The organism is Halocynthiibacter sp. C4, assembly GCF_028823805.1.
Classification (GTDB): domain Bacteria; phylum Pseudomonadota; class Alphaproteobacteria; order Rhodobacterales; family Rhodobacteraceae; genus Falsihalocynthiibacter; species Falsihalocynthiibacter halioticoli.
The window spans coordinates 1,112,118-1,137,271 of sequence record NZ_JAPEIE010000002.1 but is presented as its reverse complement, the minus strand read 5'-3'; the positions used below and the strand labels follow the sequence as shown (position 1 = coordinate 1,137,271).

Annotated in this window: 24 protein-coding genes and 1 riboswitch; of the genes, 13 read left to right on the top strand and 11 right to left on the bottom strand. The window is 57.5% G+C overall.

All coding sequences use genetic code 11. The annotated features are described in order from the left end of the window. Nucleotides 1-82: 82 nt before the first annotated feature. Complete coding sequence (locus OU789_RS12805; protein WP_274655927.1) at nt 83-388, top strand: hypothetical protein; 306 nt, start codon at nt 83-85, stop codon at nt 386-388. On the opposite strand, the gene cobN is transcribed toward OU789_RS12805, so the two are convergent. From cobN to OU789_RS12780, 5 genes are read right to left on the bottom strand one after another with little or no spacing between them, the layout of a single operon-like run. Continuing rightward, nucleotides 385-4,104: a cobaltochelatase subunit CobN gene (cobN, locus tag OU789_RS12800; RefSeq protein WP_274655926.1), complete on the bottom strand. Its 3,720-nt coding sequence runs from the start codon at nt 4,102-4,104 to the stop codon at nt 385-387. The genes OU789_RS12805 and cobN overlap by 4 nt on opposite strands. Next, entirely contained in the window at nt 4,104-4,556 is a 453-nt protein-coding gene (locus tag OU789_RS12795) for a GNAT family N-acetyltransferase (protein WP_274655925.1), read from the bottom strand. Before OU789_RS12795 ends, cobN begins: the two co-directional genes overlap by 1 nt. Continuing rightward, on the bottom strand, nt 4,553-5,620 hold the full coding sequence (gene cobW, locus OU789_RS12790) for a cobalamin biosynthesis protein CobW (RefSeq protein WP_274655924.1): 1,068 nt from the start codon (nt 5,618-5,620) through the stop codon (nt 4,553-4,555). Before cobW ends, OU789_RS12795 begins: the two co-directional genes overlap by 4 nt. 55 nt (nt 5,621-5,675) lie before the next feature. Then, nucleotides 5,676-6,434 (bottom strand): CbtA family protein, encoded by a 759-nt coding sequence (locus OU789_RS12785; RefSeq protein ID WP_274655923.1) that lies wholly within the window; start codon nt 6,432-6,434, stop codon nt 5,676-5,678. Continuing rightward, nucleotides 6,397-6,600 (bottom strand): CbtB domain-containing protein, encoded by a 204-nt coding sequence (locus tag OU789_RS12780; RefSeq protein ID WP_263952067.1) that lies wholly within the window; start codon nt 6,598-6,600, stop codon nt 6,397-6,399. Before OU789_RS12780 ends, OU789_RS12785 begins: the two co-directional genes overlap by 38 nt. Nucleotides 6,601-6,631: 31 nt before the next feature. Further along, nucleotides 6,632-6,848, bottom strand: a riboswitch (cobalamin riboswitch). 128 nt (nt 6,849-6,976) lie between these two features. Here OU789_RS12780 and OU789_RS12775 point away from each other — a divergent pair. Beyond that, complete coding sequence (locus tag OU789_RS12775) at nt 6,977-7,414, top strand: GNAT family N-acetyltransferase (protein WP_274655922.1); 438 nt, start codon at nt 6,977-6,979, stop codon at nt 7,412-7,414. A 132-nt stretch (nt 7,415-7,546) separates the two neighbouring features. After that, nucleotides 7,547-11,002, top strand: a complete 3,456-nt coding sequence (gene smc, locus OU789_RS12770) for a chromosome segregation protein SMC (protein WP_274655921.1) — start codon at nt 7,547-7,549, stop codon at nt 11,000-11,002. 6 nt (nt 11,003-11,008) lie between these two features. On the opposite strand, the gene OU789_RS12765 is transcribed toward smc, so the two are convergent. From OU789_RS12765 to OU789_RS12745, 5 genes are all read right to left on the bottom strand, one after another. After that, complete coding sequence (locus OU789_RS12765) at nt 11,009-12,190, bottom strand: lytic murein transglycosylase (RefSeq protein WP_274655920.1); 1,182 nt, start codon at nt 12,188-12,190, stop codon at nt 11,009-11,011. 58 nt (nt 12,191-12,248) lie between these two features. After that, entirely contained in the window at nt 12,249-13,163 is a 915-nt protein-coding gene (cbiB, locus tag OU789_RS12760) for an adenosylcobinamide-phosphate synthase CbiB (protein WP_274655919.1), read from the bottom strand. After that, on the bottom strand, nt 13,160-14,110 hold the full coding sequence (locus OU789_RS12755) for a threonine-phosphate decarboxylase (protein ID WP_274655918.1): 951 nt from the start codon (nt 14,108-14,110) through the stop codon (nt 13,160-13,162). Before OU789_RS12755 ends, cbiB begins: the two co-directional genes overlap by 4 nt. After that, complete coding sequence (locus OU789_RS12750) at nt 14,107-14,484, bottom strand: DUF1636 domain-containing protein (protein ID WP_274655917.1); 378 nt, start codon at nt 14,482-14,484, stop codon at nt 14,107-14,109. The genes OU789_RS12755 and OU789_RS12750 overlap by 4 nt, the downstream gene beginning before the upstream one ends. A 79-nt stretch (nt 14,485-14,563) precedes the next feature. Next, nucleotides 14,564-15,550 carry a glutathione S-transferase family protein gene (locus tag OU789_RS12745; RefSeq protein ID WP_274655916.1) on the bottom strand — a complete coding sequence of 329 codons (987 nt, stop codon included), beginning with the start codon at nt 15,548-15,550 and terminating at the stop codon, nt 14,564-14,566. 278 nt (nt 15,551-15,828) lie between these two features. Here OU789_RS12745 and OU789_RS12740 point away from each other — a divergent pair, with 278 nt between their 5' ends. The 8 genes from OU789_RS12740 to OU789_RS12705 all read left to right on the top strand — a co-directional run bounded on the left by OU789_RS12740 (nt 15,829) and on the right by OU789_RS12705 (nt 22,863). Beyond that, nucleotides 15,829-16,068, top strand: a complete 240-nt coding sequence (locus tag OU789_RS12740; RefSeq protein WP_274655915.1) for a DUF6732 family protein — start codon at nt 15,829-15,831, stop codon at nt 16,066-16,068. Next, the gene (locus OU789_RS12735) at nt 16,068-17,177 is read left to right on the top strand and encodes a sirohydrochlorin chelatase (protein ID WP_274655914.1); all 1,110 of its coding nucleotides are present in this window, start codon (nt 16,068-16,070) and stop codon (nt 17,175-17,177) included. Before OU789_RS12740 ends, OU789_RS12735 begins: the two co-directional genes overlap by 1 nt. Next, the gene (locus tag OU789_RS12730; RefSeq protein ID WP_274655913.1) at nt 17,174-17,839 is read left to right on the top strand and encodes a precorrin-8X methylmutase; all 666 of its coding nucleotides are present in this window, start codon (nt 17,174-17,176) and stop codon (nt 17,837-17,839) included. Before OU789_RS12735 ends, OU789_RS12730 begins: the two co-directional genes overlap by 4 nt. 13 nt (nt 17,840-17,852) lie before the next feature. Next, a complete protein-coding gene (cbiE, locus tag OU789_RS12725; RefSeq protein WP_274655912.1) occupies nt 17,853-19,064 on the top strand; it encodes a precorrin-6y C5,15-methyltransferase (decarboxylating) subunit CbiE in 1,212 nt (403 codons plus the stop codon). Beyond that, nucleotides 19,061-19,762 (top strand): precorrin-2 C(20)-methyltransferase, encoded by a 702-nt coding sequence (gene cobI, locus OU789_RS12720; RefSeq protein WP_274655911.1) that lies wholly within the window; start codon nt 19,061-19,063, stop codon nt 19,760-19,762. Before cbiE ends, cobI begins: the two co-directional genes overlap by 4 nt. Then, entirely contained in the window at nt 19,753-21,579 is a 1,827-nt protein-coding gene (gene cobJ, locus OU789_RS12715; RefSeq protein WP_274655910.1) for a precorrin-3B C(17)-methyltransferase, read from the top strand. The genes cobI and cobJ overlap by 10 nt, the downstream gene beginning before the upstream one ends. A gap of 33 nt (nt 21,580-21,612) precedes the next feature. Next, nucleotides 21,613-22,404 carry a precorrin-4 C(11)-methyltransferase gene (cobM, locus tag OU789_RS12710; RefSeq protein ID WP_274655909.1) on the top strand — a complete coding sequence of 264 codons (792 nt, stop codon included), beginning with the start codon at nt 21,613-21,615 and terminating at the stop codon, nt 22,402-22,404. Nucleotides 22,405-22,515: 111 nt separating this feature from the next. Next, nucleotides 22,516-22,863 carry a hypothetical protein gene (locus tag OU789_RS12705; RefSeq protein ID WP_263952082.1) on the top strand — a complete coding sequence of 116 codons (348 nt, stop codon included), beginning with the start codon at nt 22,516-22,518 and terminating at the stop codon, nt 22,861-22,863. On the opposite strand, the gene OU789_RS12700 is transcribed toward OU789_RS12705, so the two are convergent. Continuing rightward, nucleotides 22,864-24,033, bottom strand: a complete 1,170-nt coding sequence (locus OU789_RS12700; RefSeq protein ID WP_274655908.1) for a MalY/PatB family protein — start codon at nt 24,031-24,033, stop codon at nt 22,864-22,866. Nucleotides 24,034-24,132: 99 nt separating this feature from the next. Between OU789_RS12700 and def (OU789_RS12695) the strand changes: the two genes are divergently transcribed. Further along, complete coding sequence (gene def, locus OU789_RS12695) at nt 24,133-24,654, top strand: peptide deformylase (protein WP_263953261.1); 522 nt, start codon at nt 24,133-24,135, stop codon at nt 24,652-24,654. Continuing rightward, nucleotides 24,651-25,148 carry a peptide deformylase gene (def, locus tag OU789_RS12690; RefSeq protein WP_274655907.1) on the top strand — a complete coding sequence of 166 codons (498 nt, stop codon included), beginning with the start codon at nt 24,651-24,653 and terminating at the stop codon, nt 25,146-25,148. The genes def (OU789_RS12695) and def (OU789_RS12690) overlap by 4 nt, the downstream gene beginning before the upstream one ends. Nucleotides 25,149-25,154 lie beyond the last annotated feature (6 nt).

The window sequence follows — 25,154 nt, the reverse complement described above, 5'->3', positions numbered from 1 at the left end:
GGATGCAAGGGGAAAGCCGCGCGAGGTAAGGTTTCGTTAACCATGCGGCAGTAGCCTTCGAAGGTATAGAAGCGAGGTACTGATGCGGCGGATTTTGTTAGGACTATTTGGCGTTTTTTTGATTGCCGGTTGTGATAGTCCGCATCCAAAAATGATGGGCGTGAAGGCGCAAGAAATCACAGTTGAAGGCAGCACCTTCCGTGTTCGAACCAAAGGTGAGATCGCAGAGGCTATTCGCGTTGGTTTCGTACCGTTCTCGGAACATGCTCAGATACCGATGCGCGCCGTTGTCGCGATGGAAGAGGCAAGTGGATGTGACGTTGATCAGCGATCCGTAAAAGGCGATCCCGCACTCATCGTGGCGCGATTGAAATGCCCAAAATCCTAGTTTGGGGCGCGGCGCGCAAGGGTTTCAAGCAGCGCGCGTGCGGAATTGCTCCGCGGCATCCAGAGGCCTCGCTCAATTGCTTCGTTTAGCCGTTCTGCGATTTCTTGCAAGGCGGGGGCGTTATGTTCTTCGATAAACGCGCGCACGTCCTCGTCCTCTAGAAACGCAGCATGGACCGCATCGAAATGGTGGCCTTTAACGGCGCCCGTCGTTGCGGCAAAGGCGAACATGTAATCAACAGTTGCGGCCATCTCGAACGCGCCTTTATAGCCATGGCGCATCACCCCTTCGATCCACTTTGGGTTAACCACGCGGCTTCGCACGACACGGGCGATTTCCTCATCCAGCGTGCGGATTACGGGCCGCTCTGGGCGGGAATGGTCGTTGTGATAGATCGGGCGGTCTTGCCCCTGAAGGGTATTGATCGCGGCGGCCGCTCCGCCCTCGAATTGATAGTAGTCATCGCTATCAAGCAGGTCGTGTTCGCGGTTGTCCTGATTTTGCACAATCGCTTCGGCCTGTTTCAGACGGCTTTCAAACTGCGGACGAGCGCGTGTTCCTTCGGCGTTCTTGCCATACGCATAGCTGCCCCATTCAAGATAGGCGTCAGCTAGGTCTGATTTGTCAGCCCAGAGGTGTTCGTCGATCATTGCCTGAAGCCCTGCACCATATGCGCCCGGTTTAGAGCCGAATACGCGGTAGGCACTTTGATCTCCCTCAGCCAAAAGGCGTGCACGGGCGGGATTGAGATCGGCCGGCTCATCGAGTTCCATCACGGCGCGCGCCGCACTATCAACAAGAGCTATCAGCTGCGGGAACGCATCGCGGAAGAAACCCGAAACGCGCAGGGTCACGTCAACGCGCGGTCGGCCAAGTACGCCTTGTGGCAAAACTTCGAAGCCCGTGACGCGGCGATTTGCGGCGTCCCAAGTGGGCTTTACCCCCATGAGCGCGAGGGCTTGGGCAATGTCGTCGCCGCCCGTACGCATGTTGGCGGTTCCCCATGCCGTAAGCAGTAGGGCGCGCGGCCAGTCGCCGTGGTCCTGTAGGTGTTTCTCAATGAGCAAGTTGGCCGATTTCCACCCGAGCGCCCAAGCGGTTGGCGTGGGCACCGCGCGGCTATCGACCGAGTAGAAGTTGCGCCCAGTGGGTAGCGTATCAAGCCGCCCACGCGTCGGGGCGCCAGAAGGAGCAGGGGGTAAAAACTTGCCGTTCAGTGCGGTCAAAAGCCCGCTCATTTCCGCAGGGCCGCAAGCCGCGACGCTTGGGCGAACATTGGTTTTTATGCCCTCAAGAACCGTGGTGCTTTTGGGGCCTGGGCAGGTTGCTTCACCGTCAATCAAAGCAGAGGCAAGCAGCTCTATCCGCTCGACAGTGTCTCCAAAACTACGCCAAGCATCAGCTGACACTGCAAATAGCGCATCGGGTTTCGCGCCGTCCCATGTCGCGGCCATGTCGCAATCGAGCGGATCAAACCCAAGCGCAAGGTCATCCGCAATCGCGCGTTGAAGCGATGCATTCGCTCCTGTTCCATCGCCGCGCGGCACGCGGACCAATGCCTGAACCAGATCGCGCTCCAGCCGCCCCGTCGGGCTTTCGCCGAAGATATGAAGCCCATCGCGGATTTGCGCTTCTTTCAACTCACAGAGGAAAGCGTCGAGTTTGGCCAGATCGCTTTCCTCATCCTCACCCGAAAGCCCTGCATCCTCGCCCAGTCCGGTGGCGCTGGTAAGGGTCAGAATTTCGCGCTTTAGATGTTTAATCCGGCGAGGGTCAACGCCCGCTGCTTCATAGTATTCATCCACCAAAGCTTCGAGATCACGTAGCGGCCCGTAGGATTCCGCGCGGGTGAGCGGTGGTGTCAGGTGATCAACGATAACGGCCTGCGTGCGGCGCTTGGCCTGTGTCCCTTCGCCGGGATCGTTGACGATAAAAGGATATATATGCGGCGTAGGGCCAAAGACGGCTTCGGGGAAGCATTCCTGTGAAAGCGCAACTGATTTGCCAGGGAGCCATTCTAGGTTGCCGTGCTTGCCCATGTGAACAATTGCCTGCGCGCGGAAGGTTTGGCGCAGCCAGAAATAGAACGCGAGGTAGTTGTGCGGCGGCACGAGGTCTGGCGAATGGTAGGTGTCTTCTGGGTCGATGTTATAGCCGCGTGCGGGCTGCACACCGACAACAACATTTCCGAATGTCAGCACCGAGAGCTTGAACCGCCCGCAGTCAACTTCGCCCGCTTCGTAGAACGGATCGGCCTCTGGCTTGCCCCAACGCTCTTCGATCTGCGCACGAACCTCATGGGGCAGCGCACCGTAAGAAATCTGGTAGTCCGCCATTGAGAGATCGACGCCGCCAGTTCGCACGCGTCGATCTGTAAGCCAGTTCGTCGGTCCGGCAAGAATGCGTTGCATCAGGTCGTCACTGTCTTCTGGAAGATCGCGGGTAGAGTATCCGGCCTCTGTTAGCGCGTTGAGGGCATTACAGGTCGCGGCGGGGGCATCTAGGCCAACTCCATTCGCGAGCCGGCCGTCCTTGTTCGGATAGTTGGCCAAAACCAGCGCCACGCGGCGGTCTTTTGCGGAAGTTTTGCGCAGGTCGGCCCAATTCGCGGCAAGGTCAGCGACGAAATCAATGCGGTCGCCTTGAGCGCGGTAACTGGCGATGGCGCATTCGGTAGCCTCATCGAAAAACGCTTCGCCCTTGAAGCTCACGGCGCGGGATAAGATGCGACCGTCGACTTCAGGGAGGGCTACGTTCATCGCGATGTCACGCGCGGAAAGCCCGTTTGCGCCCTCGATCCACGAGGCTTCGCTGCTGGCGGAGAACACGATCTGAAATACGGGTGCTTCGTTTGCGGCTTCCATCTGGAAAGGATTGGCGGCCTGATCGTCGCCTTGATGAGGCGAGCCAACGGCAAAAGACGTTCCGTTCAGGATTACGGATGGCGGAGCTTCTGAGAACAGATGCTCGAGCGTTGCAACTGATACTGGATCTTTGAGCGAGGCGACAAAAACAGGAAGTGGATTTAGACCGCGGCGTAGGAGCGCTTTGACAAGGCGGTTTACCGGATTTAGTCCCGCGCCCTGCACCAAAGCACGATAAAAAACGATCGGAACAACGGGTGCGTCCGCATGCCAGTTTTCTTGCGCGACCTCTAGGTTTGCGATCCCTGCACCGGGCCAATAGACGCCAGCACGAAGGAGAGCGCGGGCAGGCTCTGGCTTTTCCGCGCCTGTGATCATCGCCTTGGCGTACTCAAGGAAATGGCTGGCGTTTTCCGGCCCTCCCTCGACCATATAGGCCCAAAGTGCTTGGTAATCTTCGTCTGAAACTGTGGAGAGTTCGCGCAACTCCGCGTCTGGCTTATCGTCACCGGGAAGAGCCACAAAGGCAACGCCCGCCGCGTGAAGATGTGCGGCGTATTGCGTGAGGCCATACTTCCAATATCCCGCCCCACCAAGGCAGCGCGCAATCACCAATTTACTCTTCGCGGCGCAATTCTCGATATGCAAATCCACAGACATCGGGTGCTGCAGATGCATGAGGCTCGCAAGCCGTAAGGTTGGCGGTGCGGCCATTTCGGAACGCGCTTCAGAGAGCGCGGCAAGTTCCGTGTCTGCGGCGGAGATAAACACGATATCCGCAGGCGTTTGCCCGAGGTCTACTGGCTCCGAGCCGTCGGAAATTGTGCCGGGTGTTGCCGCGAGAAGATGCATCAGAGAGGGCGTTCCATAAACAGGCTGAGCGGGTCATCCTCGTAATCACCGAAAGGGCCGCAATATGTAAACCCGTGTTTTTCATAGAGCTTATGCGCGGCAGTAAGGCTGTTCCCTGTCTCGAGTTTCAGCGTCTTCAAACCTTCGGCTCGCGCGGTTTCGATGAGTGCTTCCATGAGTTTATTTGCGACGCCATGGCCCCGCGCTTCTGAAGCGACGAACATCGATTTAACTTCGCCGTAGTCGCCCTTAAGCGCCACCGCGCCGCAGCCGAGGGTCTGTTCGCCGTCTTGTGCAACAAGAAACCGGATATCCTCGCCACAGAGAGCATCGACCGACAAGTAGTGGTTGGATTCCGCCGGAAACAACTCCTGCATCAGCGCATGGCTTGCTTCAAGCAATGCTTGCGCTTGCGGGGCGCGGGGATCTCCGGTTTCGACCGTAATGCTCACGCCTGCAGAGCCTTTTCGATGGACGCGCGGTCAAGCCCGCTTTCGCCAATGACGACAAGTCGCGTTTCGCGAGGCGCTGCGCCAAAAGGCTGGTCAAAGTAGGTGTCCACTCGCGGGCCAACAGCCTGAAGCGTGAGGCGCATCGGCTTCCCTTCGACAGCGGCAAATCCTTTGAGACGCAGAATATTGTTCTGACGGATTACATCGGCGACTTGCTCGGCAAAAGCGTTCGGGTCTTTGATTTCGCTGCGGGCAACAACAAAGCTTTCAAACTCGTCATGACCATGCGCGTGCTCATGGTCGTGGTGATGATCGTCGTGGTCATCATGGTCGTGGTGATGGTGGTGGATTTCGTGGCGCGAAGACAGGTCGCTCTCCGCACCAATGCCCTGACCAAGCAGCACATCAACAGGCAAAGCGCCCATTGTGGATTTCACCACCTGAACCCCATCGCGGCTTTCGATGCGAAGTTTGCCGACGAGCGCGGAAGCGTCCTCCTCGCCTAACAGGTCTGCCTTGTTCACGACAATCATATCCGCACAGGCGATTTGATCTTCGAACAGTTCCGAAAGAGGCGTCTCATGGTCGAGGTTTTCATCCAGTTTGCGCTGGGCATCGACGGCGGCAACGTTATGGGCAAATTGCCCGTCAGCAACGGCGCGGCCATCCACCACAGTCACAACGCCATCGACGGTAACTTTGGTCGCGATTTCGGGCCAGTTAAATGCGCGAACGAGTGGTTGCGGCAACGCAAGGCCAGAGGTTTCGATAACGATGTGGTCGGGTGCATTTTCACGGGCGAGGAGCTTTTCCATCGTCGGGATGAAATCCTCGGCAACAGTACAGCAGATACAGCCGTTAGACAGCTCCATCACGTCATCATCGGTGCATGTTTCGTCACCGCATCCCTTGAGGATATCGCCATCTACACCAAGATCGCCGAATTCGTTGATGATAAGGGCAATGCGCTTGCCTTCGGCGTTTTGAAGCATGTGGCGGATCAGGGTGGTTTTTCCCGCTCCAAGAAAGCCGGTAACGACGGTGGCTGGAATTTTTTGTGGCATGATGGCCTCGTTTGTTAGGCGTGACGCTCAGGGCTTAGGCCCCAAGCGTTATGTTTTAAACTGCGTGTTTGTGCCAAGCGTACCCCGCAACGCCACCAAGAACCACCCAAGTGGCACAGGCAACCGCGAGGATTCGCGAGACGAAAAGAGCGGCAAGTTCGGGCGGGGCGACACCGGCGTAGAAATCAAGATGCGGCGCGCCGATCACATGGGGCAGGGCGATGAATGCAGCGCCCGCAATTCCCCACCAAAGGTTGGCACCGAATGTAATCATGCCGATCCCGACCGCGGTTGCGATCACGGTTGTGATCCACCACATCTGGCGCAGGGTGACATCATCCGCAGGTGTGCCAGGAAGCTCCGGATAAAGTCCGGCTGCCGGCGCGAGTTGGATTACAACAAAGCCCACAAGCCCCCAGATGAGCCCCGTTCTTGCATTGACCTCGAGCCCAGCCATCTGCGCCGTTCCGAATGCCGCAGCAAGGATTAGGCCAAATCCGGTGAACACAAGCACGTTCATCGCAACAGTCATTCCGTGCCGCGCAAGTTTTTCCGAAGTTGTCGGCGGCGCTTCCACCTCTTCTTCCTCTTCGGATGCGGTTACATCTTCACCGTCCACGATCAAAACACCGGCGTAATGCGATTTCGCACCGGTTTCGTATTCCTCACCCTCAAGAAGCAGAGGGGTGACGAGCCAAAACTGAAGCAGCGCGGAAATCAACCCTGCGATCAGACCAGCGTACAGCGCGCTGGATAAAATTTGTTTGAACATCTGCTTAGTGGCAGGGGAACGCGACTGCGTGACGTGTGTCATGTGCTGCGTCGTGCAGAACAGCAGACTGTGCAAAGCCAGCCGCGCCAATCAGCATTACACCCGCTAGCGCCGCCGCAAAGATCGGCAGGAATGCAAGGTTTGCTTTTTCCGCAGGGGCCGTGGCCGCTTGAGCTACTACTCTGGGTTCGTTCAGATCGTTCTTCATATGTCTCCTTTTCCCGTCACACCCGACGGTTGGCTAAACTCTACGCAAGGCTGGTCTCCTGGCTCGCGGGTCGCTGCGCTGTGTCGCCTTCCCGGATTGCTCCAGTGACATATGACACGCGCTCGCCGCATACAGTCGCGGGGGCGGCTGTGGCCTCTGGTCCCTGTTTGGGTCACCATCACCACATTCCCATTTATCCCCAACCGCTCAAGCGGCGTTATGGGGATACCATGCAAGGCTATGTGACGGTTTTTGCGCGGGTGGGTCAAGCTGCATTTGGCATCCCCGATGAAAATATGGCGGATGGCAGCGCAAACATGCATGGCAATTCACATTCTGCCTTGCAGGACCGTGAAAGAATGCACCAACTACTCCCATGACACATCCAACAATTCGCCCTGCAACACATGATGATTCGGAGGACATTCGCACTTGTATTGCTGGCGCATTTGCCAAAGCTCGCGCAGAGATCTCTGACTTTCCTGATGTCACCTTTGGCATCGAAGAGAGCATCGCCGCTGGCCTTGCATTTGTAGCCGAAGCGGAAGGCCGTGTTTGTGGCGCGCTGACTGTGCATGTCACCGACGATTCCCTCAAAGTTGAAGTTGTCGCAGTGGACAGCGCATTTCGCGGTTTTGGCATTGGACGGATGCTCATGGAATTTGCAGTTCAAGAGGCCAAGCGCCGCGGCGTCAGGGAGCTTCGACTACGTACGCATATCTTGATGCCAGAGAATGTCGCTCTGTATCAGCATCTGGGTTGGGAAGTTACTTCGGAAGATGAAACCGGAGTTAATATGGCCTTTAAACTTTAAAATGCGGCCGTCAGACGCAATATCTTGTGGATAACTCCGCCGATTATAGCAGATAGTGGGGTAAACCGTTGACACACACCCCCTCTGGCCCAAACGATGGTGTATCTGGAGGAATCACTTAAAGGTGCGCGTTTGCAGTTTTCCAAACTCAAGCTGAACGGTTTCAAAAGCTTCGTTGACCCAACCGATCTTATCATCGCGGATGGGCTGACGGGGGTTGTCGGGCCGAACGGGTGCGGGAAATCCAACCTGCTTGAGGCGCTGCGATGGGTGATGGGCGAGACCCGCCCCAAAGCGATGCGCGGCGGCGGCATGGAAGATGTGATTTTTGCCGGAACCGCAACACGGCCTGCGCGCAACTTTGCCGAAGTGTCGCTCACCATTGATAACAGCGATCGCCTCGCGCCCTCGGGTTTTAACGATTCCGATACGCTTGATGTGGTGCGGCGGATTACGCGCGATGCTGGCTCTGCGTTCAAGGCCAACACCAAGGATGTGCGCGCCCGCGATATTCAGATGCTCTTTGCCGATGCATCAACCGGCTCGCACTCTCCTGCGCTTGTCCGTCAGGGCCAGATTGCGGAGTTGATCAACGCCAAGCCCAAAGCGCGGCGGCGTATCCTCGAAGAAGCCGCAGGGATCTCGGGGCTTTACCAACGGCGGCACGAAGCCGAACTCAAACTTAAGGGCACGGAAACCAACCTGTCGCGGGTTGAAGATGTGGTTGAACAACTTGCCAGCCAGCTTGGTCAATTGGCGCGGCAAGCGCGTCAGGCAGCGCGTTATCGCTCCATTGGCGAGGAGTTGCGGCACGCAGAGGGGCTTCTGCTCTATCGCCGCTGGAAAGAGGCGGACGAGGCCCGCGCAACTGTGCAGGCTGATTTGACCGAGCGCACGAAGCTGGCAGGAGCCGCTGAAGGAGAAGCAAGAACAGCGGCGAAGGCTCGCGCCGCCGCCGAAGACCGTTTGCCTCCGTTGCGCGAAGAAGAAACCATCGCAGCCGCCGTTTTGACTCGATTGCAAAACCAGCGTGAAGCGCTGTCCGAGCAAGAGGCGCGTGCAATTGAAACAATTGAAACTCTAACGCGGCGTATTGAGCAACTTGCCCACGACAAATCCCGTGAGCAGGAGCTTAACAAGGACGCAGGCGAGACAATTGAGCGGCTTGAATGGGAGCAAAACCAGCTTGCCGCCGCTGCCGAAGGATACGCCGAAAAGCTCGAAGAAAGTGCCAACGCGGCCTCTGATGCGGCAAGTGTCTTGCAAGAGCGCGAGGCCGCGATTGGGCAACTCACCGAGGATGTAGCTCGGCTTGCGGCGCGTCACCAATCGGCGCGGCGGTTGGTTGAGGATAACCAGAAAACCCTTGATCGCAGCGAAGGAGAGGCCGCTCGGGCGCGGGAAGCTTCTGCCCTCGCCAAAGCCGCATTAACCAAGGCCGCTCAAGACTTTTCAACAGCAGAGCAAGCACAAGATGCGGCCGCATCGGCAGCGAAAGTTGCAGAAGAAACGCTGATTGCCTGTGACAATGCCCGAGCCACCGCGCAGAGCCGCGAAGCAGAGGCTCGCGCCGAACGCAGCGAGGCAGAGGGTGAAGCAAATGCATTGCGGGCTGAAGTTTCCGCGCTTGCCAAGCTCGTGGAGCGAGACACTGCTGAAGGCGGTCAGGTCTTGGACGAATTGCGCGTTGAGGGTGGCTATGAGAAGGCGCTTGGGGCTGCTCTCGCCGATGATTTGCGTGCGCCATCTGTTGGGCCGGAGGCTGTTTCAGGCTGGGCGACGTTGCCGGGCTATTCCGCGCCGCAGGGATTGCCCGAGGGCGTTTTGGCGTTGACCAATCACGTCACCGTGCCTGAAGTTCTGGTTCGTCGTATGGGGCAAGTCGGGCTCGTTGATAAAGCCGACGGGCCGCGCCTTCAGGCCGAGTTGAAACCCGGTCAGCGGCTTGTAAGCATCGAGGGCGATCTTTGGCGCTGGGATGGGTTCCGTGCTGGTGCTGAGGATGCGCCGAGTGCTGCTGCGCTTCGGTTGCAGCAACTTAACCGCCTCGTGGAACTTAAACGCGATCTGGAAGAGGCAAGCGCGCGCGGCGACGGCGCAAAACGGGCGCATGAGATGCTGTCCGAAGAACTTGCGCGCTGCACGCGTGAGGATCAGGAAGCCCGAGAAGCGCGTAAAAACGCTGACCGTGCCCTGACCGAAGCAGCGCGCGCCCTGTCGCGTGCGGAAGCTGACCGCAACATTGCCGAGGGTAAACTTGAGAGTTTGTCGATGGCCGTGTCCCGCCACGAAGAAGAGGCGATGGAAGCGCGTACACGCGTGAAGGAAGCTGAAACTGCGCTTGCAGACCTGGGTGATCTGGACGCCGCCCGTGCTGAGGTCGAGGACGTGAAAATGACCGTCGAGGCCGCGCGGATGACAATGATGTCCAAGCGCTCCGCATACGAGGAATTGCGCCGTGAGGGCGATGCCCGCACAAAGCGTCGGCAGGAGATCACGAAAGAAATTAGCGGCTGGCGGCTTCGTCTGGAGAATGCTGAGAAGCGGATCGGTGAGCTTGAGGAACGCCGCGTTGCGAGCGAGGCCGAGTTGAAGGAGGCCAGTGCGGCACCCGAGGAAATCGCGGCCAAACGCGAAGAACTTGCCGGAGCGATCGACACCGCCGAAAAACGCCGCCAAGAGGCCGCGGATAAGCTGGCGATCGGAGAAACAGAGCTTCGTGAGGCAATCAATGCCGAGCGTGATGCAGAGCGCGCAGCCAGTGAGGCCCGCGAAAGCCGCGCACGCGCTGAAGCGCGCGCAGATGCAGCTCGTGAAACCGTTGCATATGCCGCCGAGCGAATTTCCGAGGCGATGGAAACTACGCCACAAGACTTGCTTGAGACTCTGGATGCTGATCCAGAGAAAATGCCGTCAGCGGAGAGCATTGAGGCTGATGTAAACCGACTTAAACGGCAGAGGGACTCGCTCGGTGCGGTGAATCTTCGGGCCGAAGAGGACGCAAAAGAAATTCAAGAAGAGCACGACAACCTCGTGTCGGAGAAAGCGGATCTGGACGAGGCAATCCGCAAGTTGCGTACGGGCATTGCCAGCCTGAACAAAGAAGGCCGCGAGCGGTTGCTGACCGCGTTTGAACAGGTGAATAGCAACTTTACTCTGCTGTTCCGACACCTGTTTGGAGGCGGAGAGGCCAACCTTGTATTGGTCGAATCCGATGACCCGCTTGAAGCAGGACTTGAGATTATGTGCCAGCCACCGGGCAAGAAACTCAGCACATTGAGTCTGCTTTCTGGTGGTGAACAAACCCTGACGGCCATGGCGCTGATCTTTGCGGTTTTCCTCGCTAATCCAGCTCCGATCTGTGTTCTCGACGAGGTGGACGCGCCGCTTGATGATGCGAACGTCACCCGTTTTTGTGACCTATTGGATGAAATGACACGACGCACGGAAACACGCTTCCTGATCATCACTCACCATGCGGTGACGATGGCGCGGATGGATCGGCTCTTTGGTGTCACAATGGCCGAGCAGGGCGTAAGCCAGCTTGTGTCTGTGGACCTCAAAAAAGCCGAAGCGCTTGTTGCTTAGACCAGTCTAAAGCCGGTTCAACAGGTCTGTTGTTGGCCACGCATCCGCTGGAAGGCCAAGGCGCTGTTGCTCTGCCTGAACTGCCGCGCGGGTTTTCGCACCAAGGATCCCGTCGATCTTCCCAACATCATGGCCCCGAGCCACAAGCTTTTTCTGAAGCGATTTCATTTGCGCATCGTTGAGGCTTGGGTCTGGGTTGCCGAGATCATAAATCGGTGCACCCTCAAGGCGTGTCGCGAAATAGGCGGCTGTGGTCACGTAGACAAAGCTCTTGTTCCACTCGAAATAGACGCGGAAATTTGGATAGGCGAGGAAAGCCGGCCCCTTGCGCCCCATCGGGAGGAGTACGCTGGCTTGTAGGTTGCCGTTTGGCAATGAACCGTGCTTGGCCTTAACCCCGCCAGCTTTCCACGCCGAAACGGGGGCGGTTTTGTCGAGGCCCGTTTTGCTCCAGTCCAGATTGCTTGGAACGCTGACCTCCTGAAGCCATGGCTCGCCCGCACGCCAGCCCAAAGATTTGAGCATGGTGCCACCAGAGAGAAGTGCATCAGGAGGGGATGTCTTGAGGCTTACCTGTCCGTCACCGTCGCCATCGCGGCCGTTCTCGATAATATCTTCGGGAAGCATTTGGACCATGCCGATTTCGCCGGCCCATGCGCCTTTGGTTTTGGTCGGGCTGAAATCGCCGCGTTCATAGAGTTCCAGCGCCGCGAAAATTTGAGGGCGGAATAGTTCGGGGCGACGACAATCATGGGCAAGTGTCACCAGCGAGTTGAGCGTGTTGAAATCGCCCTGCACCGCGCCATAGTCGGTTTCGAGCGCCCAGAAGGCCAGAAGGACGCCGCGCGACACACCTGTTTCTCGCTCGACCCGATCAAAGACCGAAGCGTATTTCTGGGCGTTTTTGCGGCCATGATCCATGCGGTTTTGGCTGATAACGGCGCGCGAGAACTCGGCGAAGGTTTTCTTGAAGATGCCCTGCGAGCGGTCTGCGCGGAGTGTGCGTGGGTCTTGCTGGACCGAGGCGAAGAATGCATCGACGTTGGCTTTGCTGTGGCCTTTGGCCATGGCTTCCTGTTTCAGTCCGCTGACAAACCCAGAAAAACTCCCGCCGCATTGCGCCTGTGCGGATGTCGTTAAGGTGGCCAGTGAAATAGCGAATGCAGCAAGCGAAATGCGAAACGTCATGAAATCCTCCGGTCTGAAAATATCGTCACAGTATCAGGCCACGCAGGTGGGGCAAGCCTCAGAACAGCGCGAGGATGCCGCAAGCGCCCAACACGATCAGCCAACTGCGCCAGAGCAACGAAATCGAAGCGTCGATTTCCTTCGCGCCAATGTTGCGTCTGCCGCTTTCATTCACGAAGGGGTAGTCGCGCAGTTGGCCGTGATAGCTTCGTGGCCCCGAAAGTGCGATATTGAGCGAGATCGCCATGGCTGCTTCGGGCCAGCCCGCGTTTGGAGAGCGATGCTTTGGGGCATCTTCGAGCAATGTGCCGATACCGTTGCGAAAGCCTTTTGATGCGAGGATCAGGAGGGCGGTAAGCCGTGCTGGAATGAAATTCAAAACATCGTCAAATCGTGCAGCGGCCCAGCCGAATTCTTCATGGCGCGGGGTTTTGTAGCCGATCATGCTGTCGGCGGTGTTGACGATTTTGTAGATCAACAAGCCGGGGAGGCCGAAGATCAGGAACCAGAACGCAGGCGCGACCACACCATCAGAGAAGTTTTCCGCGCCGCTTTCGATTGCTGCACGCGAGATTTGCGGGCCGTCCATATCTTTGGTGTCCCGCCCGACAATACGTCCAACAGCCGCGCGCGCGGATGCGTTGGAAAGCCGCAAGCCCTGCGCAACTGCAGAGACATGGTCAATCAAACTGCGGTGCGCCAAGAGGATCGCGGCGATCACGATCTCGAACACCTCTCCAAATGGGAGTTCTGAAACAATTGCGCCAGTGATCCACGCGCCGACCACCAGTACGCCGATCGTGACCGCGCCTTTGGTCTTGCGATTTTCGCCGGTGTTGAATTCGCCATCGGCCCAGTCAATGAGCTTGCCCATCAAAACCGCCGGATGCGGGATTTTGGTCCAGATTGATTTGGGCTCGCCGAATGCGGCATCCAGCGCCAGCGCGAGAAACAACGGTGCGGCAAAACTCATAGCGCGGCCTCCAACTGGGTCCAGCGATCACGGGGCGGAAGCCCGATACGCAGGAAGGTTTCGGAATACGGGAACACCCGCGTAAGAACTTTGCCACGGGCAAGCCTGTCTTGCCAAGCCGCAGCGTTATCTACGGAATAGAGACGGAAAAGCGTGGTGCCGCCAACGGCCTTGGCGCCTTTGGCTTGCAGCAGCTCGTCGAGCCGCGCGGCCTCTTGAGTGAGAATTTCGCGCGTGTCGGCGGCCCACGTTGGGTCGTTGAGCGCCGCTATGCCAGTCGCCAGCGCAGGACCTGAGACTTGCCACGGGCCAATCATTTCGCCGAGTTTCGCGATCAGTTCTGGATCTCCTATCGCAAAGCCAAGCCGTAGCCCCGCGAGCCCCCAGAATTTGCCGAAACTCTTGAGGATGAGTGTGCCGCATTGGGCGGTCCGCGCGATGTGGCTGGCTTCTGGCGTCGTGTCGCAGAAACTCTCGTCGATTATCGTCAGGTGCGTATCAGGGATTTCGGCGCCGGCGGTTAGCTCGCCTGTAGGATTGTTCGGGTGGACATGAACGCTTGCGTTGCCACCGTTTGGGCGCACCGTCCATCCGGCCATACGAAAGCTGGCGGCGTGCTCGTTATAGGTGTCGTGACGAATGGCAACTGTGCCCGATGTCGGCGCAAGGTGGGGAATGCGCGCAATAAGGGCGCTGCACCCCGGCGCGGTAAGAACTGCAGCACTTTCGGGGATGTTCCAAAACTTGCGTGCAGCCGTTTCCAGTTCGGTAAACAATCCCTTGTCTGGTAGCGCGTTCCATAAGTCGGGCGCGAAGTTGGGCAGCGGATAGGGGGTCGGGTTGATGCCCGTCGAAAGGTCGAGCCACTCGGATTTTGCCCCGCCATAGCGCGCGCAAGCGGCATCAAGATTGCCGCCGTGATCGCGAGGCGCGGGCGATTGGCTCACGACTCGGTTCCGCTTTTGGGCAGCGGTGGGTGGCGCGTAATGAAATGGCCTTTCACGCCCTCGGGCCATGTGCGGTAAGGCACTTGCCCCGTCTCGCTCTCTTGGTGAAGGGCGGCATAGTCAACGATAGCCGTAGCGGACTCTTCGTTCGGTTCGAATTTGCCGAGCGTGTAGGAAAGCTTCCCTTCGGCCTGAATCGCAATGTTGCACCCGTGTGAACAGCCCATAAGACAGCTGACCCGCCGCGTTTTTACGCGCCCTTCGGCGGTTTCTTCAACTTTGGCAGCCAACACTTCCCCATCGGTAAGCGCAGCACCGCTTTCGGCCCAGTCGTCGCGCTTACAGGTATCGCAAATTGTAATCCAAGTGGTCATGGCATTCCCTTTTTGCGTCATCTCAATCCGATTTTCGGGTTGAACGCAACCGGTCTTGCCATGCCTTTTCCTGCGTCACCTATGCCTCAAAGCGGTCCCGATCATGGGGGGCGTTAAAATCAAGGATCGGGTTGATCGGGATAATCCGGTTCGGATTGATCGTGTCGTGGCTATAGTGATAGTGGCGAACGATGTGATCCAAATTGACGGTTTCTGCCACGCCCTCTGTTTGGAACAGATCGCGCGTGTAGCCCCAAAGATTGGGGTAATCGATGATTCGCTTTCGGTTGCATTTGAAATGCAGGTGATAAACAGGGTCAAACCGTACGAGCGTTGTAAACAGCCGCCAATCCGCTTCGGTTACGCGATCTCCCATCAGGTAGCGGGATTTTCCAAGGCGCTCTTCTGCCCAGTCGAGCGTTTCAAAAAGCGTGTGCACGGCCTCGTCATAGGCGTCTTGGCTGGTGGCAAAGCCGCTTTTGTAAACGCCGTTGTTGATGCCGCTGTAGACGCGGGAGTTCACCTCTTCGATCTCGTCGCGCATCTCTTCCGGCCAATAATCTGCGGTGTTGCCGGTAATGTCGTCAAAAGCAGAGTTGAACATGCGGATGATTTCGCTGCTCTCGTTGCTGACGATTGTGTTTTGCTTCTTGTCCCAAAGAACAGGGACGGTCACGCGCCCGCTCACGTCCGGCACGGCTTTGGTATAGACATCGCGCAGGAATGGCAGGTCGAAAAGATCATCGCCGGTTGCGTCATCGAAATCGGTGCTGAATGTCCAGCCTTCATCAAGCATATCGGGATGAACAACCGAAACGCTGATGTGATCTTCGAGGTCTTTGAGTGCGCGGAAAATCAAGGTGCGATGCGCCCAAGGGCAGGCATAGCTGACGTACAGATGATATCGCCCGCTTTCGGCTTTGAAACCTCCCTCGCCAGAAGGTCCGGCGCTGCCGTCTTTGGTGATCCAGTTTCGGAAGCCAGCGGTTGAGCGTTTGAACTTACCGCCAGTTGATTCCGTATCGTACCACGTTGCTTCCCATTTGCCGTCTACTAGCTGGCCCATGTTGCCTCCTGAGTTGCTGTTGGACCCTACATATGCGCGCTTTTGGAGAAAATAACCTTCATCAGCGCGCAGCCTCTCTGCATGGTTGCACATGCGTCAGCTTTCGGCGAATCCGATTGCGTCGCTTTGCCCCTTTGGTTAGGGTCTCCGCACGACGCCCGAACGGGCCAGAGAGGTTGGTTGTGAACGCTCGACCCAGACAGGGGAGCCGAAGCAACATCGTGTAGCGTAGAATTCTACGGTTGCTTCCCTCTGCAATTCTAAAACTGGAGGACATCATGTCATATCTGAAATCATCTTTTGTTGCAGCGGCTGGCGCCATCGTTGCATCGCCTGTTCTTGCGCATCCTGGCCACGTTGCTGAATCGTACGGTCACACACATTGGCTGGCAATTGCGGCTGTTGGTGCGGCGGTTGTTGTGGGCTTTTGGGCCGTCACGCGACGCAAAAAAGACGAGACGCTCAAGGCGGAAGCCGAAGCGAAGCCTTCCGACAAAGACGACCTTCAGGAAGCGTAATGGCCAAGACAGGCGTAATGATTTGTGGTCATGGCTCACGCAGCCAGGCCGCCGTCGACGAATTTGCGGTGTTGGCCGAGAAGCTGCCGCCGCTATTGCCGTCTGACTGGATGGTGGATTACGGCTATCTTGAGTTTGCTAATCCGGTGATCCGCGATGGGCTAGACCGCCTGCGCGAGGCCGGATGCGAAAAGATCGTGGCCGTTCCGGGGATGCTGTTTGCGGCAATGCACGCAAAGAACGATATCCCAACTGTACTTAATACCTATGCCGCCAAACATGGAATCGATGTGTCCTATGGCCGCGAGCTTGGGGTTGATCCTAAGATGATCGCCGCCGCGGGTGCGCGGGTTCAAGAAGCGGTGGACAAGGCGAATGCAGAGCATGGCGAACTGCCGCTTGAGGAGACCTGCCTCGTGGTCATTGGCCGCGGCGCGAGTGATCCGGACGCCAACGGTAACGTGAGCAAGATCGCACGAATGCTTTGGGAAGGTATGGGATTTGGCTGGTGCGAAGTTGGCTATTCCGGCGTGACGTTCCCGCTGGTGGAACCGTGCCTGAATCATGTTGCCAAGCTCGGCTACAAACGGGTCATCGTGTTTCCATACTTCCTGTTCACGGGTATTCTGATCGACCGGATCTACGGCTTCACAGATCAGGTCGCCGAAGCGCATCCTGATATTCAGTTTGTTAAAGCCGGATACCTTAACGATCACCCAAAAGTGCTTGAAACATTCGCCGAGCGGGTGACGGAGCAATTGGGCGAAGTTGTGCCTCCAACCTGCGGAACCTGCAAATATCGCACGCAGGTTTTGGGCTTTGAGGCTGAGGTTGGCGCGGTTCAGGAGAGTCATCACCATCATGTTGAAGGGCAGGGCGCAAGTGCTCCTGGTTCGAACGTAGAGGACTGTGGCCTGTGCGATAGTTTCTGCACGGGGGAGTGTCGGTTGGATATGGATCACCACCACCATCATCACCCCGATCACGACCACAGCCACGCGCATGGCCACGCACACAGCCACGATCATCACCATGATCACGACCATGTGCATCCTGAGTATCCTCATGCGAAACACCCGCACGGGCCTGAAAGTGCGCGCAAGAAATGAGCGATCACCCGCATAAGCCGCCCCTGCGCTATATCCGCGAGCCACGCGAGATCTATCGTCAGAGCTTTGCGACGGTCTCGGAAGAGGCGCGTCTGGAGCGGTTCGATGCGGGGATGGGCGCGCTTGCCACGCGGGTCATTCATGCCTGCGGTATGATTGAGGTCGCCGACCGGTTGGCCTATTCGGAAAACGCCTTCACTGCAGGGCGCGCCGCGCTTGAAGCTGGGGCGCCTGTTTTGTGTGATTGTGAAATGGTCGGCGCTGGGATCATCCGGCGCTACCTTCCCGCCAAGAACGAAGTGATTGTTACGCTAAACGATGCTTCCGTTCCCGAGCGGGCCAAAGAGATCGGCAATACACGCTCCGCAGCGGCGGTGGAGCTTTGGGCCGACCATTTGGAGGGCGCTGTCGTGGCCATCGGCAACGCGCCAACCGCACTGTTTCATTTGCTTGAATTGCTGGACCAAGGCGCGCCGAAGCCTGCTGTTATCCTCGGGTTTCCGGTTGGATTTGTCGGAGCTGCCGAGAGTAAGGCAGAGCTCGCCGCACGTCCGCGCGGTTGCGATTTCGTTGCGTTGCGCGGGCGCCGTGGTGGTTCTGCGATTGCTTCGGCTGCCGTTAATGCTCTGGCGGCAGGGCTTGTGGAAGTGTCGGACTGCTAGATAGGAGGGCGTCATGAAGGCTTGGTTACATGTTGTCGGTATCGGTGAAGACGGACTTGAGGGGCTCACCCCCGCGACCCGCGCAGTTGTCGAAGCCGCAGAGGTCATTGTTGGTGGCGACCGCCATCACGAGCTTGCAGGCGCAAACAACGCCGAGCGCCTTGCGTGGCCCTCACCATTTGATGCGTTGATTGATGTGCTCCGCGCCCACAAGGGCAAGCGGGTTGTTGTTTTGGCAACGGGTGATCCGCTTTGGTATTCCGTTGGCGCGCGGATTGGTCGTGAAATCGACCCATCCGAAATTATCTATCATCCGCAAGTGGGCGCGTTTCAGCTTGCCGCCGCGCGGATGGGGTGGAGCATGGCCGATCTTGAAACGCTTACGGTGCATGGCCGCCCCGTTGAGCAGATGATCGCCTTTATCCAGCCGGATCAACGCTTGCTCATCCTGACCACAGGCGCAGATACCCCCGCCCAGATTGCCAAGTTCCTGACGGAGCGCGGCTTCGGCCGCAGCAAGATGGTTGTGCTGGCGGCAATGGGCGGCGAGAATGAGGAACGGTTCGAAGGGCTGGCGGAGAGTTGGGATCACGAGGTGCCAGCTTTCAACACTTTGGCTGTTGAATGCGTGGCCGCGCCTGATGCCGCGCTTTTGCCCCGTGTGCCAGGTCTTGAGGACGAGCTTTTCGTGCATGACGGCACCATGACAAAGCAGGAAGTTCGCGCTGTTACGGTTGCGAAGCTGATGCCGATGCGCGGCGCGCTGCTTTGGGATATAGGCACGGGCTGTGGCTCTGTGGCCGTTGAGTGGATGCGCGCGGCACGATACGCAAGAGCGGTCGGGATCGAGCCACGGGCCGACAGGCGCGCGATGGCGGCGGCGAATGCGCTTGCACTTGGCGTGCCCAAGCTGGAACTGATCGAAGGTACCGTCCCCGCTGCGCTCGAGGGGCTTGACGCTCCCGACGCGATTTTTATCGGCGGCGGTCTGAGCGAGGAAACATTTGCGGCTTGTTGGACTGCATTGCGCCCGCTGGGACGGTTGGTTGTTAACGCGGTGACGCTCCAGAGCGAGGGGCTGCTTACGCGGCTCCATGGTGAATATGGCGGTACGCTTGTGAAAATCGCGATCAACCGCGCAGAAGCCCTCGGCCCCGAAGAACTCGGCCATAAGGGCTGGAAATCGCTTATGCCAGTGACGCAGTTAAGTTTGGTCAAAAGATGAGCGGAGTTTTCTATGGCGTAGGGCTTGGTCCCGGCGCGCCCGATTTGATGACCTTGCGTGCGGCCAAACTGATTTCGGAAGCGCGCGTGATTGCTTATCCGTCGCTTGAGGGTGGCGATAGTTTTGCCCGCTCGATCGCGGCGGAACACATCCGCGACGGCGTTCAAGAAATCCGCCTAGATATCCCCATGACCGTTGCTCGCGAACCCGCCCAAGCCGCCTATGACAAGGGCGCAGCGGAGATTTCGGCTGTGCTGGAAACGGGGCAGGATGTGGTTTGCCTTTGCGAGGGTGATCCGTTTTTCTACGGCTCCTTCATGTATCTTTTTGCGCGCGTATCCAAACGGTTTGAAACGGTCGTCGTTCCTGGTGTTACGAGTGTGACGGCCTGTGCCGCTGTTTCGGCCTCTCCGCTTGCTGCACGAAACGAGCGGGTCACGATCCTTCCTGGCCCGCTCCCCGAAGAAGAGTTGCGCCACCGCATTGAGGGCGCCGAGAGCGTGGCCGTGATGAAAGTCGGGCGGCATCTGCCCAAGATACGCGCTGTAATTGACGAGTTGGGTTTGCTGGCGCAGGCCACGTATGTTGAGCGCGCGAGCCTGCCCGATCAGGTTGTTTGTCCGCTCGCCGAAGCGCCAGACTCAGCTCCTTATTTTTCTATGATCTTGCTTACGAAAGGCGCCGACCCATGGCTCTGACGCCCCGCTCTAATCCGGTAGCTCCGGTGGTTATTTGTTTGTCGCGCTCGGGAGAGCCTGTGGCCCATCGTGTTGCGAAGAGTCTTGGCGGGCAACTGCATGGCCGCGAGGGCCGCGTTGATGTTGCCGATGCGTTTTTCGCTAATGCCTTGGACCACGTGCGCACTTTATTTGCGGCGGGAACGCCCGTTGTGGGTGTTTGTGCGAGCGGCATATTGATCCGCGCAGTTGCCCCGCTTTTGGCGGATAAAACGGTGGAGCCACCCGTTGTTTCAGTGGCTGATGATGGTTCTGTTGTCGTGCCGCTTTTAGGGGGGCACCGAGGCGCGAACCGGCTGGCCAAGGAGATTGCGGAATCGCTGGAAAGCAAAGCGGCGGTAACAACCGCTGGTGATGTTGCGCTTGGCGTCGCGCTTGATGCGCCGCCTGCGGGGTATCGGCTTGCGAATCCTGAAGCGGCAAAGCCCGTAATGGCCGCGCTTTTGGCTGGTGGCGGAGCACGGCTCGAAGGCGAGGCGTTGTTTGACCTTGAGCATGACGCAAACGGGGATGTTGCGCTTGTTGTCACTGAGGCACCTGTAAAAGGCGACGACGCGCAACTTGTTTATCATCCGCAACGTTTCGCGCTTGGTGTCGGGTGCGCGCGGAACGCTGACCCTGAAGAGCTATGGGAGTTGGTGCAAAAAACACTGGCCGATGCTGGGATTGCTGAGGGCGCGATTGCCTCTGTGAACTCGATTGACCTTAAGGGCGACGAGCCTGCTATGAACGAGGTTGCAAAACGGCTTGGCGTGCCGTTGCGATTGTTCACAGCCGAGGAGTTGGAGGCCGAAGCCTCGCGCCTTGCGAACCCCTCGGACGTGGTTTTTGCCGAGGTCGGCTGCCACGGTGTAAGCGAAGGTGCCGCACTGGCTGCGGCGGGCGAAGATTCCATACTGACCGTTCCAAAACAAAAGACAGCAAACGCCACTTGCGCCATTGCGCGGACCGGCGAAGTTATCACCGAACACAAAGGGCGCTCGCGCGGGCGGCTCTCGATTGTCGGCATAGGTCCAGGCCAGCATTCATGGCGTACACCAGAGGCGAGCCAATTGATTGCCGAGGCCGAGGAACTTGTTGGTTATGGCCTTTATATTGATCTGCTCGGCCCGCTGGCGCACGGAAAAACGCGCTCTGATTTCCCGCTTGGCGGTGAAGAGGACCGCTGCCGTTATGCGCTAGAGCAAGCGGCGAAGGGCAAGAACGTCGCGCTTGTATGTTCGGGTGACGCGGGTATTTACGCGATGGGCGCTCTTGTGTTTGAGCTTCTGGATCGTGGCCCTGATGAGATGGGCGTTTCGGATGCCGCACATCGGGTCGATGTGATTTCAACGCCGGGTGTTTCAGCTTTGCAAGGGGCCGCAGCACGCGCTGGCGCGCCTTTGGGGCATGACTTCTGTGCCATCTCGCTTTCCGATCTTCTGACGCCACGCGAGGACATTGTGAAGCGCCTTCATGCTGCGGCGGAAGGGGATTTCGTGATCGCATTCTACAACCCCGTTTCTATGCGTCGCCGCACGCTTTTGGCCGAGGCGCGGGATATTTTGTTGAAACACCGCCCTGCCGATACCCCTGTGATGCTTGCCAGTTCGCTTGGCCGACCCGAGGAGCACGTGCGGTATCGCAAACTTTCCGAGCTTGAGGTGGATGAGGTCGATATGCTGACCGTTGTTTTGGTCGGCTCCAGCCACTCGAAACTCGCCCAGCTTGGTGAAGGGCCGCGCATGTATACGCCGCGCGGTTATGCCCGCAAAATTGATGGCGACTTGGCAAGCTGACGCGCCCCAACCAATGAAGATTGAGAGAACAATATGACCGTATTTTTTGTTGGTGCCGGACCTGGCGATCCAGAACTCCTGACGCTGAAGGCCGCTCGGATTATCGGGGAATGTCCGGTGTGTCTCTATGCCGGAAGCCTTGTGCCGCCGGAGGTTGTTGCTTGTGCCCCTGAAGGCGCCAAAGTGATGGATACCGCGCCGATGACGCTGGATGAAACTCATGCAGAAATAATGGCGGCGCATAAACGTGGCGAGGACGTTGCGCGGGTACATTCAGGCGATCCGTCGCTCTATGGAGCAATCGCCGAGCAAATCAGACGCTTGCGCGAAGACGAGATTGACTATCAAGTCGTGCCCGGTGTTCCAGCCTATGCCGCGGCGGCAGCTGCATTGGGGCAGGAGCTGACCATTCCAGAGGTGGCGCAATCCATCGTTCTGACGCGCATGTCTATGCAAAGCACATCCATGCCTGAAGGTGAGACACTTGAGAATTTCGCCCGCACGGGTGCGACCTTGGCGATCCACCTTGCTGTGCGGAATATGCGCGAGATCGAGCGTGTTCTGACGCCGTATTATGGCGCGGATTGCCCTGTTGTGGTGGCCTATCGGGTTGGGTGGCAGGACGAGCTATTTCTGCGTGGAACCTTGGCAGATATTCGCAAGAAAGTCCGCGCCGAGAAGATTACACGCACGGCACTCATCCTAGTTGGTCCTGCGCTTGGTGGCGTGCGAGACTTCAAGGATTCCGCGTTGTACGACCCCGACAAACCCCATGTTTTACGGCCTGTTGCGGGCGTTGATCTTGTTGAAGATCACAACACATAAGCGCAACACATAGCGCAAAAACGCCTGTCACATAACGTTAACTTGACCGAAACCCCTCCGGTGTCATGCTAGAGTAGGATGCTGCTCGCGCATTGCGATTCTGGAGGGAACATGTCTGATTTTTTGCCCAAAGAGGTCCGTGAAGGTTTGGAACAAGCCCGCATGGCCGACCTCAAAAAGAAGAGCCGTCTGCGTGTGCAAACTGGTGAACGGAGCGTGCCGATCTTGCGATTCTGGGAAAGCGGATTTGCGATTGAAGCGGAAAATGCGCCGAATATCCGTGGCCTTGTCGATGTATTCGATGGCGCACGGCATCTCTATCAATGCTTGATCGTCGCGTCGGAAACGCAGGACAGCGAGATTGTGTTTGATTTCAAAAGAGCGACCGCCGCCATGAAGGAAGCCGCTCTTGATTTCGCGCCACCAGACGATGCGCCGGTTGCCTTGATCGGGCGTTAACTACTGCAAATCTGCAAAAGCATTTTGAAGGCGCTCAACCGCGTCTTCAATCCGCGACGCAGGAAGGCCTAGGTTGAAGCGCACATGATGTTCGCCGCCTTTCCCGAAAACATGGCCAGGGGTAGCTGCGATCTTGGCATCTTGCGTTATGCGCTTTTTGACTTCAGCAGCACTCATGCCGGTATCGGCGAAGTCCACCCATGCAAGATAGGTGCCTTCGAGGTGCATCGGTTTGGCGCCCGGGATTTTCGCCACTCCTTCTTCGAATATTTTGCGGTTTTCACCGAGATATTTACAAAGCGCGTCTACCCATTTGCCGCCCTCTTCATTGTAGAGGGCTTGTGTGAGTTTTACGCCGAAAACATTCGGTGAAAGACCGAGGGACTTCTTTCGAGTAAAGAATTTGGTGCGGATATCTTCGTCGGGAATGATGACATGCCCGCAGTTCGCTCCAGCGACATTGAACGTTTTTGACGGTGCATTAAGCGTAATCAGCCGTGGCAGGGCGCCTTCGATCAAAGCGGTTGGGACATGTTTATACCCGTCATATACGAGGTCTTGGTGGATCTCGTCGGAGATAAGCAGTAGATCGTGCCGCTTGGCAAAGGCCACAACTTCGCTCAGTTCCTCCTTGGTCCAGACGCGTCCCGCAGGGTTATGCGGAGAGCAGAGGATCAGCATTTTCTCCTTGCCCGTCATTTGAGCGTCATAGGCTTCGAAATCCATGACGTATTTATCGCCATCGCGAACCAGCGGGCACTCAACGACCGTTCTGCCTTGTGCTTTGATAACTTTTGCAAACGCGTGGTACACGGGCGTGAATAGCACTACGCCGTCGTCTTTTTCAGTAAATGTATCAAGCGCGATCGCCACCGCATTAACAAGGCCACTGGTGGTCAAAAGCCACTCTGGCTCGATTTTCCAGCCATGGCGGTTTTCCATCCACCAGCACACCGCGTCTTTGTAAGGCTTGGTGGCATCAGAATAGCCCAAAATCCCGTGATCTACTAATTTCTGCATCGCATCGAGCGCAACTTGCGGTACGCGGAAATCAGTGTCTGCGACCCACATGGCGAGACCATCGTCCGGCGACACATCGAACAAGGACTCCATTTGGTCCCATTTGTCAGAACCAGTGCCGCGGCGGTCGATAATTTCGTCAAAATTCATGAAGAGGGTCCTCTGGATGTGCAACGACGGCAAGCTATCAAAATCAAAAGCGCGTGCAACAAGATTGCAACGACGCTGGAGTTGGCCTACATGACGCCTATGAGTATTCGACCGATCCTGATCCACCCCGACCCGCGCCTGAAAAAGGTTGCTGATGCTGTCGAGACTGTCACGCCTGAGCTGAAAGGCTTGGCTGAAGACATGCTCGAAACCATGTATGATGCGCCCGGCATTGGCCTTGCAGCGCCACAAATCGGCATTCTGAAGCGGCTGATTGTGCTTGATTGCGTGAAGGAAGAAGACGCCAAGCCCGAGCCAATGGTGATGTTCAATCCAGAAGTTGTTTGGGAGAGTGAGGCGCTCAATACATATGAAGAGGGCTGTCTTTCTATCCCCGATCAGTATGGAGAGGTCGAGCGTCCGGCGGAAGTTGGCGTGAAGTGGATCGATATTGAAGGCGAGGCACGCGAGGCAAAGTTTGATGCGCTGTGGGCGACTTGTGTTCAACACGAAATCGACCACCTGAACGGCAAACTGTTTATTGACTATCTCAAGCCACTGCGCCGCCAAATGATTACCCGTAAGATGCAAAAGCTCAAAAGAGAGCGAGCCCGCGCATGACGGTTCGTCCGTTCGTTCCGTGGCCGGACAAGCGTCTGCGCACACCTGCCGAAGAGGTGAGCGAGATCACCGATGAGGTCCGTGCCATCTGGGCAGATATGGTTGAAACCATGGATGCGATGCCGGGATATGGTCTTGCGGCAGTTCAGATCGGCGTGATGCAGCGCCTTGCGGTTGTGGATTGTAGCGAGGAGCGCGGTAAGGCAGTTTTGCTCGCTAATCCAGAGGTTCTTCATGCCAGCGCCAAGTTGCGCGAGCATCAGGAAGCCAGTCCTAACCTTCCCGGCGTGTCGGCGGTCGTTTCGCGCCCGCGTGCGGTGACGGTTCGGTTTCTGAATGAGAATGGCGAGATGGAAGAGCGCGATTTTGTCGGGCTTTGGGCGACTTCGGTTCAGCATCAGATCGACCACCTGAACGGCAAGATGTATTTCGATAATCTATCCAAGATGAAGCGCGATATGCTTGTGCGCAAAGCGCGGAAGTTGCGCAGCTAAGGAGGC